Source organism: Candidatus Moraniibacteriota bacterium, from assembly GCA_016699385.1.
Classification (GTDB): domain Bacteria; phylum Patescibacteriota; class Minisyncoccia; order Moranbacterales; family UBA1568.
Genome location: CP064974.1, coordinates 1,078,792 through 1,092,252 on the forward strand (window position 1 = coordinate 1,078,792; position 13,461 = coordinate 1,092,252).

Consider the following 13,461-nt stretch of genomic DNA (forward strand, 5'->3'; position numbering starts at 1 on the left):
TCATTCATGATGAGGAGTTTGCACGGTCATTCCTTCATGCAAGGAATGCATTCCTTCGGTGACAACCGTATCATTTGGATTGAGTCCGGAAATAATCTCCCGGGAGTCGCCAGAGCGACCTCCGATTTTGACCGGTTGTTTGTGCGCGTGCGAATCAATGACAGTGAAAACGAATGTTTCATCGTATTGCCGCACTATGGCTGAATCTGGAATGAGTAGGGCTTCTCGTGCTGGTTCGATAGGAAATTCGACAGAGGTGTATTCTCCGGAAAGTATTGTCGGAGTGGTTTTGTCATTGGAATCGCGGAATCGTATGGTTGCAATGGTTTCACCAGTTGCTGCGTTTCCTGCGGGAGCGATTGAGAAAACGACACCGGCTACTTGTTGATTGGAATGTTCTGGTTGTATGGAGACGACAGTGTCTTTCTGGATAGATGTGGCAACGCGAAGTGGGACAGATATGGAAATCTCAAGACTGTCGGGCGAAAGTATACTGTAGAGTGTGTTCCCGGGACTCGTAAATGCGCCGATTACCCCGTGCTTTGCTGAAATAATTCCAGAGAATGGCGCTCGCACGAATCGATTTTCGAGAGAGTCTTTTGCGGTGATCTCAGCGCCCTGTATGGCGGCGACGGATGCTGTTGCTTGAGCGTTCTCGACATCTCGGAGTTTCTTTGCCGTTCGAACAGCGTCTTCGGCGACGCGGACATCTTTGCTGGTTGCTGAGCCTCTCTCTCGGTCATCTTTTACTTTTGAAAGGGATGTTTCTGCGGCGTCGACTTGTTGCCTTGTATAGTGTTCTGTTCGGTCGAGCGTGGCGAGTGCAGCTGTGAGTATGAGATTGGCGCTTTGATTGCTTGTAATAAGTTCATGTCCGTCGAGCACGGCCAAGAGATCTCCGGAGCGAACACGTTCGCCGGGCTCCTTGAGGAGTGAAATAATATACCCTGATGTTTTAGCTGAAATATCTGCCTGATGGATGCCTCGGACGAATCCGGAGAATGTTTCAGTTGACTGAAATGAAGAGAGTGAAACTGATTCGATTTTCACGGGAGTTGGAGGCGTTGCTACGAGGGAAGCGTTTTTTGTTTCGGCGCGGGCATGCCATATCCACGTTCCCGCGAGTATGATTCCAAAAAAAAGGAGGGAAATGAGAAAGTGTTTTCGCTTGAAAATATTTGGCATAGATTGTGTGCGGTTGCAATGAATGCAAATGTGTTGTGTTATTTACTTGCTTTGAGCCGTGTTCACAATTTTTAGGAGTTCTTTATGGAGAGCTCTGAGTTGTTTTGCTTGATTACCGGAGAGTTTCTGGGCAGTGCGTTCCATATGACTCTCGAGCATGAGGAGATTTGCTGATTTGAGGAGCCCGATAACGGCGAGGTTTTGCTGTATAATTGGGAAACAATCAGTGTCTCGCGTATCAATGGCGGCAAGTATTTTTTCGAGGCTTGTCCGCGCCTTCTTGAGAGCGATAGAAATTTTTGCTTTCTGGTCCATATGGAGTGATGAATATATTAATCCCTATACCATAGGTATAGGTATACATGAAGAAAAGAGTCGTGTCAAATAAATAGCACATAGAATTGATTTGAGAAGATGGCGTACTCCCTGGAGTTTTACGGTGCTTCTCAGTGTATACATTGGTTTTGTGGGGAATTTTGTTTTATGGCATACTGAATCTAGATTCTACTTCAAAAATAATCTTTGCTTTACTTTCTGTAAATTTTGACGGGAAATCATTCAAAATTCGTTAAAATATCTCGATATACCTCCTCGTTTTTCATGATTTTCCATTCAAATTTCCTAAAAAGCGTCGAAAGCTATTTTTGAGATAGACTCTAGGAGAAATAAGAATCATCTGTATGAATGAAAAATACAAAAAGGTTGTGACATTCGTATTGTTTTCCACGGTCATTATTGCCTCTCTTGGTATGTTTATGCTCTTCGCGAGATTTTTTGGATTTAGTGGTGGACTCGATAATGCAGCGACTGTGCAGATTTCTGGACCAGTGCTGATTGGAGAGAATGAGATATCTTTTACTCCGGATTCGCCACTTCGGATAAGTCGCACTTCAAGTAAGATATTGCTTCGGTCAGCAGCAATTCGAGATGCCGATCTCTTGCGAGGGACCATACTTCTTTCGGATGGTTCAATGCGGAAGGTGTCGGTTTCTTTGGAGGATGCTTCCGGGAGAGAGTATACACTTGTCCTGATGAGTGTAGGACCAGCGATTGGGTTTGGCTTCTCAGATGATGATTTTGCAACACTTGATAAGAATACGAGTTTTCGAGCAGTGAAGGTGCGCTCTGACGCACCGATTTCTCTCGATGCAATTGAATGGTATTCTTGGACTGGAAAATGATGTCGAAGCGCATCACTCGGAAAACCTGGGCAACACTTGCTACCGCACTCATCACGCTTGTGATTGTGGCAATTGATGCTTTGCAACAGCCTGTCGATAGAGTGGATTCTCCGGAAGGGTCGCGCATATCGAGAGTGGTTGATGGTGATACTGTGGAACTCGAGAGTGGACAGAAGGTTCGATATATTGGTATTGATACGCCAGAGACAGTTGATCCACGTCGTCCGGTCGGATGCTTTGGCAAGGAGGCGAGTGACAAGAATAAAGAGCTGGTAGATGGGAAAGATGTGCGACTTGTGAAAGACGTTTCTGAGACGGATAAATATGGGCGACTCCTGCGTTATGTATATGCTGGCGATCTCTTTGTGAATGAATATCTCGTGCGTGAAGGATATGCCAAAGCATCGAGTTATCCGCCGGATGTGAAATATCGCGATCTCTTTCGTGAAGCGGAAGCGGATGCTCGCATTAACAAACGCGGTCTCTGGGCGGATGATGCCTGCGGGGATGACGGCAAATGATGTTTTTTGTTTCCATTCAGTGGCGTCTGAAGAAAAATTTTGATACACTGAAAACTCGATTCATAACTTTTTAAGCAGTATATGTATGAATACGGTATTTGCCGTTGTGATGGGAATGGCGATAGTAGTGGTTGGGATGTTGTTCTATCGATCGTCGGATGCAGAGAATGGAAATATACAGGTTAATCAAATAACAGAAAATGCTATGATGCAGGATCAGCCAGCAAAGGATGTTGTGTCGGAACTCAAGATTGAGACAACGCAAGAAGGAACGGGTGAACGAGTGGTGAAGTCTGGCGATACTATCTCGGTTCACTATACCGGGCGACTGACAGATGGGACGAAGTTCGACTCAAGTGTCGATCGTGGGACGCCGTTTACCTTTACGATTGGGGCAGGGCAGGTAATCAAAGGTTGGGATGAAGGGCTTCTCGGTATGAAGGTGGGTGAAAAACGGACACTTACAATTCCGGCAGATAAGGGCTATGGTGCAACCGGAGCAGGTGGCGTTATTCCTCCAAATGCGACACTTGTATTCGAAACAGAATTGGTATCGATACAATAAATAGTGATGGCATCTTTGCCCTTAGGAGAGCGAATATGTATGCATAAAAAACTCCCACATTGATCTGTGGGAGTTTTTTCATTTCGCACCTTTGGCGAATCGCTTTGCACTTGGTATCCGGATTATTTTCCGAATCGTCCCATTCCACCTCCGCGACCATGTGCACCATCGCGCATACCGATGCCAACAAGCTCACTGGGTATGTTGTTTGATTCTGCCCAGGCTTTCATTTCATCTCGATGTTTCTCGGCATCTGCTCGGCGCTCTTCCGGTGTCATATTGCGACGCGCCTCGAGATTTGTTTCGCGTTCTTTTTGGAGTTCCTCATGTTTTGCGAGGATGAGGGATTTTTGTTCCTCAGTAATTGTCCCCTTGGAAACTGCCTCGGAGAGTCGCGTCTCAAATCGTTGCGTCATTTCTTCCTGATGCGCTTTAAATTGTTCGTTAAAAACGCCTTGCACATCATCCTTGTTGAGATTGAATCGACTCGCGATTCGCTCGATGATAGATGCCTTTTGGCTTGTATTGTCTGCGGAAGCGGTGCCGACGAGGAAAAAACCTCCGGCGGCAAGTGTACCAAATGCAACGACAAGCGCTGCAAGTATTCTTACTGAAATCATAGAGTTTTGCTTAATGATTGAAACGGTCGTGTGCGCCACGCATATTCTTATACGGGGCATCCGAAGGAGAGTTTGCATCAGACTCCTGTGATTGCCAATCATCGCGCAATGGACGGATGAAAAGCGCTTGAAAGGAGTTATCCTCACTCGAAGTCCCAAGAACGAGAACGTTTTCTCCAGACTCGATACGGACATTTGGACTTATCCTGGTTTGGCTCTGAATGAATACGGTCCATATTTTGGTATTTGGTGCCTGAAGGAGGAATGAACTTGATTGTGTCTCAGTGATTTTCCCAACGAGTGCCCCGTCTTGAGGTGATGACCATCGTGATGCTCGTGGAGGGAGGATACCGCGAAATATTTCCGGTGTACCGCTTTCGAATGCTCGATCGAGTCGCTCATCGAGCCGCGCGAAGTGCGCAAGAAGTGTTGCAGTAAGAATGGCGAGCGTGATAAGACTTCCGACAAACAAGGTGCGGTAGCGGTAGCCGTGCTTGGTATTTCGAAATGTGAGAATGCCGAATATGACGGCGAGTCCAAAAAGACCGATCCATACGAGTGGCGTCGAAAGAAAGAGAAAGAATGGCAGGCGACGGAATCCAAATGAATGGAATATTTCGGGTCCTATGTCGAGAATATCTATGAGTCCCAGTGAGAGAAACAGAACACCTATGATTCCCATGCCGCCAAGGAGTGCCCAGAAGGCGACATTTTTTGCAATGAGAATCCATCGCGGAATCGGAGTGATTCGCTCTTTTTTTATAGTTTCGACGATATCGGGGATGGAATGTTGTTGGTTCATAGTGCGAGTAATGACGTAAAGAGAGCTATTTTGAAGACCTTTTTACCTTTTCTCTATCGTGTCGCGATCAATGTCATCGTATATGCCGTATTCTTGAGCCTTTTCTTTGAGGAGTTTTCGTCCTCGGTTTATAAGCGAGGCAACGGTTCCTTTTGGTTTCTCGACGATATCCATGATTTCTTCGTAACTTTTCTCCTCGAGAAACTTGAGAATTAGTACTTCGCGATAGATAAGGGGGAGCGATTCGATGATGGCAGCGATTTTCTTGAGCTGTTCTTGAGCGTCAATCGTCTGGATGATATTCACCGGGTCTTGGAATAGATGGGCGAAATCTTCCGTGTCGAGCCCGATAGTTTTTGGTCGGGAGGATTTTTTTCGTATGGAATCAATGACAGTGTTTCGGCAGATGTGATAGATCCATGTTGAGAAAGTGAGATCGCCATCGAAGGCGTTGAGATTTTTGTAAACTTTTATAAAGGTCTCCTGCAGGATATCTTCTATGTCTTCATCGGATGAGAACGATATTCGGCGGACATATCGAAAAAGTCGCTCCCAGTATCGCTCGACAATGCCTGAAAAAGCATCTGGATTGGCGAGAGAGGCGATGACGAGATTGTGGTCACTTGATTCCTCAGCATTCTGCGTCGAGGGGATTTCTTGTGGTGTCATGGAGAAAGTGTATTCAACCAATCTTCATATTATACGGACGGGACATGAAGGAGTTTGCATCTTTGCTTGAAGTATATGGGAAATCAGAGCGTTTTGATAGCTTTTTGAGACGTGGTATGTTGGTATCACATCAGCAAAAAGTAAAAATATACTGTGGCAAACTTTCGGACGCACATTTCGTTTGGGATAGCATTCGGAGTATTGGGTGTTTTCCTCCTTATGAGTTCTGCGCTGGTACCATCATCGTGGAGCTTCTTTGTGTTCATTTGGCTTATGGTGACAATTGGAGCTATTCTTCCGGATATGGACAGCGATTCAGGAGTGCCGTTCCATGTGACCTTCGGTTCGCTCTCATTGATTGTTGGCGGATTGGTGTATATCGTGGCACACAAACACGCTCCGCAAGAATATATCTCTGTTGCAGCGTGGGTTATCGGGGCAATAGGATTTGTGTGGGTGATTCTTGGTTCGATATTCAAACGGTTTACGCGACATCGAGGTATGGCGCACTCGATTCCTGCAGCGGTGCTTTCTGGGCTGTGCGTGTTTTCGCTCGCTACGCGTATTGGTTTTGATGAATGGCGGGCGTTTCTTTTGGGCGTTGCCCTAATGTTTGGGTACTTGATACACCTCATTCTTGACGAGATATACGCGGCGGTGAATTTTCACGGGACGCTCTTTCTCCCAAATAAAGCGCTGGGAAGTGCGCTTAAATTTTTTTCAAAGAGTCGGCGTATCAATATAGCAGTGTATGGCGGTATACTTTTCTTTATCGTTGGAAATGGTCATGAGCTTCTCCTCTTGTGCAAGCAACTCCTTAGCGCCCTCCAATAAAATTCCGTATGATGATTAAGAAAGACCGTGCGAAGGAAATATTGAGACGACTTGAGGAAACTTATGCGAAGCCGGGACCGTTTGTTGAATGGTCAACGCCACTCGAGTTGGTTGTGGGGACGGTTTTGTCGGCGCAGTGCACAGATGAACGAGTGAATCGCGTGACAAAAGTGCTCTTTGCAAAGTATCGGACAGCTCAGGATTATGCTCTGGCAGATAGCACGGAACTTGAACGAGACATTTATCAGACGGGCTTTTACAAATCGAAAGCGAAGTATCTTCGTGGTATCGGAACACTTCTCGTTGAGAAATTTGGCGGGGAAGTGCCGGATGATTTTGAAGCGCTTCTCACGTTCCCAGGTGTTGCACGCAAGACTGCTCATATTGTGATGGCGAAAGCGTTTGGGAAGTTTACCGGTGTCGCTGTAGACACGCATGTTATGCGGATGGCGCCGCGACTCGGTCTTACCAAAGAAAAAGAACAAGAAAAGATTGCGAAAGATTTAGAGAAACTTTTTCCGCGCGAAGAGTATCTCCATGTGAATGAGTACCTTATTACGCATGGACGCGCCGTGTGTGTGCCACGAAAGCCAAAGTGTGCGGAGTGTGTGCTACGAGATATTTGTCCAGCGCTACTGTAGAGATGCAAGATTTTGTATCAATCAACCTACTGTCGTCCCGTCCTGCTCTGGCGGGAGGAATCCATATACTTCGTACTGAAAATTATAAATGTACGAAAAAAGCTTGTAGCATGTTTCCTGTGATCTGGCGGAGTCTGAATCCCCATCTTCGTGGGGATGACGATTGGAATGTGAGCCTCTAGTAGTTCGCGGTCACAATAAATATGGAGCTTGTCTGGTAGTACAGAGCATCTTGGTCTGTGGAGGCAGCGACTTTGTAGGTGATGGTGAATTGCTGATTGCTGATGGCGCCCGTCGTGCCGTTTACGGTGTCGGTATGGTCGGCGACGACATCGCCCGGCGGCGTTTGTGTGAAGGCGGCAAAAGCAGTGCCTCCCGAGAAGCGGTTGGACCCTTGGACACTCGTGTCACTTGAGGTGTAGCCGAAGCCGTAGATGCCACCGCCCCAGCTTGCGGGGGAGCTCCAGGTGCCGGAAAAATCAGGAATGGTGACGGTCGGCGCGCCGGCCGCGCGGAGAGCGTCGGTGTTATAGACCTTCACGGTATAGCCGTTACTCGCGTTGGTCGAGGTGGTTGTTGTGATTGTTTTGGTGTCAGTGTAGCTGTTTGCGGTGTTCAGATTGTTGAAAGCGACGGTGTTGCCGCTTAAGGAGAAAGAAAGCAGCGGAAGGACTTGTTGGCCGTTCGAGTCGGCGGCGGTTGCGACGTTACCGGCATTGTCGGTCGTTCGTACTGAAATGTAGTAGGTGACGCCGGTCGAGAGGTTGAGCGTGTTTTGCGTGAAGGAAGTGCTTGTCGTATTGTCGCACCAGTTGGCGCTCGCTTGCCAGGCACCCGCGCCGGAGCAGACGCTCCAGTAGAAGTCGTCGGGTTTCCGACGGATGGCATATTCATACTTCGAGAGTCCCGAGACATCCGTGTTGAAACCGGTCCAGTTGCCGGAAATTTGTGTGAGTGATCCGTCATTCCAATCTTGGTCGCCGCTTGTGCCGTCATAGACGGTACCACCGGTCGGCGCGGTCGCGTCTACTTTGAAGTCCATGGTGCCGGCGACGCCGAATTCGACGTAGGTGGATTCCGCGCTGTTGTCGTCGATTGCTTTCACTCTCCACCAGTAGCCGGTCGCGCTGTCGGAGAGTGTCGCGGGACAGGTGCCGGAACAACTGCCGCCCCCATAGGTGCCGACGATGAAGGTGAAGACTGTGCCGGAAGCAGAAAAGGAACCGTGCGTATAGTCGAGGACGAGTGAGGAGAATCCGGAATCGGTCGCGACTTGGACTTGGTACTTCACGGTGTCGCTATCTGGGTCGGTAATGGTGAAGCCGAGTTTCGGCGTATTGGACGTGGTCCACGCGGATTCGGCGATGGCGACATCGCTTCCGTTTTTTTGTGTGAGAGATGCGGGGGCGTCCGGGTTTGTATTGCCCCCCGAGTCGTCCCAACGGATCATCCCGGGATTATCCTCATTCACTCCGCCCTTGCCATCGTACGCTTCACCGTCAAAGGAACCGGTCGAAGTGTCGAAATCCCAGTATCCCGTATCATCCGAACCGATTCGGTTCACATTGAACTCCGCGCCGCTCCCCGTATTGTCGAATTGAACATCGGTAATCGTCTTTGTGCCGCTCCCTATTACCGTCGAAGCGACGGTGATGAATGCGTCGGCTGTCCCGGCGGTGCCGACGAGATTGTCGAATTTGGTATTGTTGAGACTCGTGACTGTCGATCCCGACTGGATGTCCAAGCCGGTCGCGCCATCGAGATAATCAAAATCAGTGTAATTTGCATTTATGGTGCCGCCACTTGCGATCGCAATGCCGTATCCATTGGAGGCGCTCTGACGGCTCACGGTCGTGCGATTGTCGCTCGTGCCGATTGCGGCGAGCGTGTCACCCGAGTCGACCGTGACGTTTCCCGCCGGATCGACACGTACGTCGACCTGTCGTTCGCTTCCGCCCGAGAGACTCGTTCCATCGAAATCCGTCGCGTAGCTCCAGTATTCATTCGTCCCAGTGTGAAAGTCTCCCCACGTATACACGTCGCCGTTGGTGTTCGCGTGATCTTGAGAAAGAAGCGAGCCGCTTGCGTCGATTGTGTAGGTTGCGGCGGACGAGTTCCAGAGGCGAATATCGGTATTTGCGCCGACTTGGAGGGTGCCATAGGTCTCGACGGACTGCGTTTTGCTTCCGACCGTATAGGCGCTTGCCGAGTTGAGGTAGAGCGTTGATCCGGTCCAGGTGGTCGCAGAGGTCTCGGCATCGACGATGGAGTAGGTGCCGCCCACTTCGAGCGTTCTTCCTGAGGCGAGTGTCCAATCGGAGACATTGGTCATGGTGAGATTGCGCGAGACTTTCATATCGCTTGTCTGAATTGTCCAGCCGCCCGAGCTATTGTTGAAAATGACATCGTAGAATGCTTTGGTTGCACCGGTTCCGCCGGCATCAATGGTTTTGCCGGTTCCGCCGGCATCGAAGGTGACGGTGCTGGTCGAGGAGGTGAAAGTGCCGCTATTCGCCCAGTTGCCGGAAATAGTGTAGGTACTCGCGCCACCCGAGGTGAGTGTACCAGAGCTTTCGATGGAGAGGTTTTCGGTCGTAAGTGTCTCAGAAGCGCCGATGGTGAGAGTATTGCTTCCCAGAATGCTCACGGTTTCTCCGGAATAGGAATTGGTTGATGATCCAGCGCAACTCGAGCCTTGGGCCGCGAGCGTTGAACTTGCCGCTTGGTGCATCGCGTCTTCGTCTTGTGTGCAATCATACTGATCGAGATTGGTGACGGTGATCCCGAGATTTTGATCGGAGCCGATCGAGAGCGTATTGGTATTCAAAACCATGCTGGCGATGTTGCCGGAGTTGGAATATTTGGTGACACCGGTCGATTCGGAGCTGTCCGCGATATCGCCGTCCGAATCGGTGGAAAAGACGGTGATAATAGCGTCGGTTCCGGGAGTAGCGACCGATCCGATGCTCCAGGCGCTACTTGCGACGCTCGCCATTTGATCCTGGAGCGTGCCGTTGTAGGCAACACGGACGAGCGTACCGTCGCCGATATTCGATGATCCGGAAATCGTGATGGGCGTGCCGATGGTCCACTGTGGCGTGACCGAATACGTTGTAAGCGCCGTCCCATTTGAAGTGACGCGAAATTGATAGATATCACTCGCCGAGGCGGAGGATGTCGCGGTAAGGCTCCATTCCATTTCGGTATAATCGTCGGTGGTAATATCGACGGTGTCTGCAGGGTTTTCGTCGTCTTGGATGCGGCCGGCATCGAAATCGCTCGTTGATTTTCCGGACGGAGCTGTGAGCTGGGAGGTGGTATTTTCGCCGCTTGCGGTGATATTGGAAGAAAGAGAAAGAAGAATTCTTTCGTCATAGGGCGGGATGGCAATCGTCTGCGCCACCGCTTCTTCCGACGCGGCCATTGCCATGGTTCCCGGGTTTTCGGTTTGTGTCTCGTTTTGACGATAGGCGAGAGAACACATCGTGGAAGAAGTGGACTGTGCTGATTCCACTTGTGCGACACCGGTATAGTTGGTGGACCAATAGGTTGCGGTATTGTCGTCGTCTTCCGCACCGAAAGACTCGAGCCAGAGCCACTTCTTGGACGAACCGGCATCGAGGCTCGGGGGATTCGGATTTGCGTTGGAGGTGGAGGCGGCAGTGCCGACTTTTATATCGCTACTAATGGTCGAAACGCCGTGTCCCGTAATGCGGACGACAGTCGCGGCATAGTCTTGGGAGGCGCCGGTGAGGGTCGCCGTGTCGCTCCCTACGGCGATTTTTGCCCAGGCAGCGTGGGAGACGACATTTCCGGTATACTGCTGACTGAAAAGTTGTGTCCACCCGCTTATACCCATATTGGTACCGCCGGTATTGTCGTTTGAGGCAAATGCGACAAGGAGATCGCCCGCGGTGATGCCGGAAGGCATATTGAGCGCGACGCCTCCAGAAAGCGTGGTGCCGTTTGTGGTGTTGCTCGAAGCGACCGTTGGAAAGGCATTTGCCGTGAGAACTTTGCGATAGGTACTGTCGGTCGATTTTTTGTATTCGAGTTGGTACTGGGCGGTTGCTGGATCGCCGGTCGCATTGAGGAGCGTCCGGAGCCTCGTGTTGGTCCCGGTCGAGCGGACAATATTCACATCCTGAAGCTGAAGCCACGAAGCGGCGCTCTCGCTCCCGTCGTCCGCGCGCCACCGGAAGCCTTCTTGTTCGATGGATGCCGAACTTCCCGCTTTGAAAGTAGCGATCATACCCATATAGGTAGCGCTCCCAATAGTTGCGGTAGTAGACTGTGTTCCTGTTGAAGTGAGTGTTTTGGTTGCCGCGGCGACACCCTTAAGGTATGTGGATCCAACATCACCCTGCTCGGTAAATGAATTCGACCACGCGGATACATTGGGACCATTCACTCGATATGTGATGCCGGCTACGGCTACTTCACTTGCCTGACTGGTGGTTCCCGTGGTTCCGCTCGGTGCGGATGTGCCACTCGCCGCCGCTTGAGTTGCGGTTTGATCAAGTGGAGATGCGTCAAATGGCCCTTCAATTTCTATAACAACCGCTGCGTTTTCATCGGATGCTCCGGATCCGGGAGTGATACTTGTTTCCCCGCCTGTGGCGATTTTGTAGTAGATAGCGCCCTGGTCGACGTTTGTCGCGTCGGTTACCGCTACTGCTTCCGAGAAGCCCGATGGTGCGGTGGAGTTTCCGTCGCCCGTAAAATGAGTGCACACAAGGAGATTGCCGGCAGTGGCGGCCGAATCAAGCGTTACGGTTATGGACGAAACGCTATTTGCTCCGTTTTGTTTTGTTTGGACGATGTCTCCGAAGGCGGCGATGGCGGTTTCTGTTTTGAGAGAGCTTGCAGTTGTTATGAAAAAGAAAACAAAAAAACCACATACAAACATTCGTCGTTTTTGTTTTCTTGGGGTAGGATGAATTTTTTTTGTTGCTAGTGAAACGCGTGTTTGCATGGTTGTTTTTTGCTCGCTGTAAAACAAAAATCAGGAAGACTTCTCTTCCTGATTATAGCACGAGCTGGCTTTCTGATTGTTTTGGAATTCTCAAAACCGCATATTCTTTTTGACGGTTTTGGTTACCTCATTACTTTCGGAGATGCGATTCATCCAGTTGGGTTTCTGGGTTGGATGAGAAGGAGGGGTGGAAGGAGTCGAAAGGGGGGAAACGGAAGGGGTCGGCTGGACAGGAGACATGGGACGAAGGGGTGAAGGGGACGAAGGGGGAATACTGGGTTGAATGGGGGAAATGGGAGTGGAAGGGTAAAGGGGTTTGTCGAGGGGAATGGTGTTTGCTGGCTGAAGAGGTGGAAGAGGACGAGGGGTTGAAGGGGGAGAAACGGGAGGGAGAGATTGTTTCTTTTTTCGTTTTCTTCGAATAATGAGGAAGATGATTATGAGAATGAGAAGACCGAGGAAGGTGCCGACGGTGATGACGAGCCATTTGGGGATGATCCAGAAGGCGATGTATTGGGAGACTTCTTGGCTCTTCTGTCCGTAGGTTGCTTTGAAGGTCGCGTGGAATTTGCCGATTGGGATATTCCAGAAGTGCGCGATATCGGGTTTCCACATTGTGTCGAATTTCCGCCGGCTCTCGGGGAGGACGCTTCCTTTTTTAGGATTTATGTCGAGACGTTCAACGGTGTGTCCGCGCCAATCGGCGATGGCGATATCGCCCGAAGGGCGCGTGTGGACCGTGCCGGTATTTCGGAGGAAGAGGGTGAAGGCGACGGGCGGCGTCCAGAAGAACCAGGGCGCCGAGAATTCTTCGACGCGCATTTCCTCGCGAATGTCGCCCGGGATGCGCACAAGGAGGAGGCTCCCGACCATGGTGGAGAGGGCGACCTGCGCCTCTTGGTCTTTGTCTTCGGGAGGTTTGGTGCCGAGGAAGACGACGCCGTAGTGACCGCCCGGCTCGGCGTCGTCCGGCACCTTGATGCGGAAGCGGAATTCGACGACCTGTTCGGGGAGGATCGCGACTTTGGGGGTATAGAAGGAGACCCAGTTGGCGATCGAGAAGCGCGAGCTGCTCTCGAGCGCCGTCGTCCCGATTTCATACTTGGGTTCGCCACCATCACCGGAAGAGGTGAAGTTTCCCGCGGAGGGATAGAGCTCGATCAGGTTCTTGGTGGGATTGGTAATCTGGATGGTATGCGCCGTTTCTTCGCCAGGCTTCAATGTCATTTCAAATGATGGCGGCGAAAGCGTGAGTCCTTCAGCCGCCACCTCAAACGGAGTCGTTTGAGCCAGTGATATTTTTGGCGAAAAAAGTAAAATGCTTGCCAAAAATATGATGATGGCGAATTTTAAATGATAAATTTCAAATTTCAAAAGAAATTTGAATGATTGAATTTCAAAATTTGTCATTAAAACATTATTTTGTAATTTAGATTTTTTCATTTGAAATTATTTTAGAGCAAATACT

General features: G+C 50.0%; 12 protein-coding genes. 5 read left to right on the forward strand and 7 right to left on the reverse strand.

All coding sequences use genetic code 11. The features are described 5' to 3' along the window. Nucleotides 1-1,185: an efflux RND transporter periplasmic adaptor subunit gene (locus IPJ67_05275; GenBank protein QQR77505.1), complete on the reverse strand. Its 1,185-nt coding sequence runs from the start codon at nt 1,183-1,185 to the stop codon at nt 1-3. A 42-nt stretch (nt 1,186-1,227) separates the two neighbouring features. Beyond that, complete coding sequence (locus IPJ67_05280; protein ID QQR77506.1) at nt 1,228-1,500, reverse strand: metal-sensing transcriptional repressor; 273 nt, start codon at nt 1,498-1,500, stop codon at nt 1,228-1,230. A gap of 365 nt (nt 1,501-1,865) precedes the next feature. Between IPJ67_05280 and IPJ67_05285 the strand changes: the two genes are divergently transcribed. From IPJ67_05285 to IPJ67_05295, 3 genes are all read left to right on the forward strand, one after another. After that, nucleotides 1,866-2,366 carry a hypothetical protein gene (locus IPJ67_05285; protein QQR77507.1) on the forward strand — a complete coding sequence of 167 codons (501 nt, stop codon included), beginning with the start codon at nt 1,866-1,868 and terminating at the stop codon, nt 2,364-2,366. Beyond that, nucleotides 2,342-2,887 (forward strand): thermonuclease family protein, encoded by a 546-nt coding sequence (locus tag IPJ67_05290; GenBank protein QQR77508.1) that lies wholly within the window; start codon nt 2,342-2,344, stop codon nt 2,885-2,887. Before IPJ67_05285 ends, IPJ67_05290 begins: the two co-directional genes overlap by 25 nt. A gap of 85 nt (nt 2,888-2,972) precedes the next feature. Further along, entirely contained in the window at nt 2,973-3,452 is a 480-nt protein-coding gene (locus IPJ67_05295; protein ID QQR77509.1) for an FKBP-type peptidyl-prolyl cis-trans isomerase, read from the forward strand. A 122-nt stretch (nt 3,453-3,574) separates the two neighbouring features. On the opposite strand, the gene IPJ67_05300 is transcribed toward IPJ67_05295, so the two are convergent. From IPJ67_05300 to IPJ67_05310, 3 genes are read right to left on the reverse strand one after another with little or no spacing between them, the layout of a single operon-like run. Beyond that, complete coding sequence (locus IPJ67_05300; protein QQR77510.1) at nt 3,575-4,072, reverse strand: hypothetical protein; 498 nt, start codon at nt 4,070-4,072, stop codon at nt 3,575-3,577. Between the two features lie 10 nt (nt 4,073-4,082). Beyond that, nucleotides 4,083-4,874 carry a hypothetical protein gene (locus IPJ67_05305; protein QQR77511.1) on the reverse strand — a complete coding sequence of 264 codons (792 nt, stop codon included), beginning with the start codon at nt 4,872-4,874 and terminating at the stop codon, nt 4,083-4,085. A 42-nt stretch (nt 4,875-4,916) separates the two neighbouring features. Next, nucleotides 4,917-5,543, reverse strand: coding sequence for a sigma-70 family RNA polymerase sigma factor (locus IPJ67_05310; protein ID QQR77512.1), 627 nt, complete (start codon nt 5,541-5,543; stop codon nt 4,917-4,919). A gap of 153 nt (nt 5,544-5,696) precedes the next feature. Between IPJ67_05310 and IPJ67_05315 the strand changes: the two genes are divergently transcribed. Then, nucleotides 5,697-6,377 carry a metal-dependent hydrolase gene (locus IPJ67_05315; protein ID QQR77513.1) on the forward strand — a complete coding sequence of 227 codons (681 nt, stop codon included), beginning with the start codon at nt 5,697-5,699 and terminating at the stop codon, nt 6,375-6,377. Between the two features lie 8 nt (nt 6,378-6,385). Next, a complete protein-coding gene (gene nth / locus IPJ67_05320) occupies nt 6,386-7,018 on the forward strand; it encodes an endonuclease III (GenBank protein QQR77514.1) in 633 nt (210 codons plus the stop codon). A 178-nt stretch (nt 7,019-7,196) separates the two neighbouring features. Here nth and IPJ67_05325 read toward each other — a convergent pair whose 3' ends face one another. Beyond that, a complete protein-coding gene (locus IPJ67_05325) occupies nt 7,197-11,927 on the reverse strand; it encodes a hypothetical protein (protein QQR77515.1) in 4,731 nt (1,576 codons plus the stop codon). A gap of 156 nt (nt 11,928-12,083) precedes the next feature. Next, nucleotides 12,084-13,403, reverse strand: a complete 1,320-nt coding sequence (locus tag IPJ67_05330) for a hypothetical protein (protein ID QQR77516.1) — start codon at nt 13,401-13,403, stop codon at nt 12,084-12,086. Nucleotides 13,404-13,461: the final 58 nt, after the last annotated feature.

Bases quoted from the DNA above. Each gene is read 5' to 3' on its own strand.
- IPJ67_05275 (QQR77505.1), bottom strand. From the start codon at position 1,185: ATGCCAAATATTTTCAAGCGAAAACACTTTCTCATTTCCCTCCTTTTT.
- IPJ67_05280 (QQR77506.1), bottom strand. From the start codon at position 1,500: ATGGACCAGAAAGCAAAAATTTCTATCGCTCTCAAGAAGGCGCGGACA.
- IPJ67_05285 (QQR77507.1), top strand. From the start codon at position 1,866: ATGAATGAAAAATACAAAAAGGTTGTGACATTCGTATTGTTTTCCACG.
- IPJ67_05290 (QQR77508.1), top strand. From the start codon at position 2,342: ATGGTATTCTTGGACTGGAAAATGATGTCGAAGCGCATCACTCGGAAA.
- IPJ67_05295 (QQR77509.1), top strand. From the start codon at position 2,973: ATGAATACGGTATTTGCCGTTGTGATGGGAATGGCGATAGTAGTGGTT.
- IPJ67_05300 (QQR77510.1), bottom strand. From the start codon at position 4,072: ATGATTTCAGTAAGAATACTTGCAGCGCTTGTCGTTGCATTTGGTACA.
- IPJ67_05305 (QQR77511.1), bottom strand. From the start codon at position 4,874: ATGAACCAACAACATTCCATCCCCGATATCGTCGAAACTATAAAAAAA.
- IPJ67_05310 (QQR77512.1), bottom strand. From the start codon at position 5,543: ATGACACCACAAGAAATCCCCTCGACGCAGAATGCTGAGGAATCAAGT.
- nth (QQR77514.1), top strand. From the start codon at position 6,386: ATGATGATTAAGAAAGACCGTGCGAAGGAAATATTGAGACGACTTGAG.
- IPJ67_05325 (QQR77515.1), bottom strand. From the start codon at position 11,927: ATGTTTGTATGTGGTTTTTTTGTTTTCTTTTTCATAACAACTGCAAGC.
- IPJ67_05330 (QQR77516.1), bottom strand. From the start codon at position 13,403: ATGACAAATTTTGAAATTCAATCATTCAAATTTCTTTTGAAATTTGAA.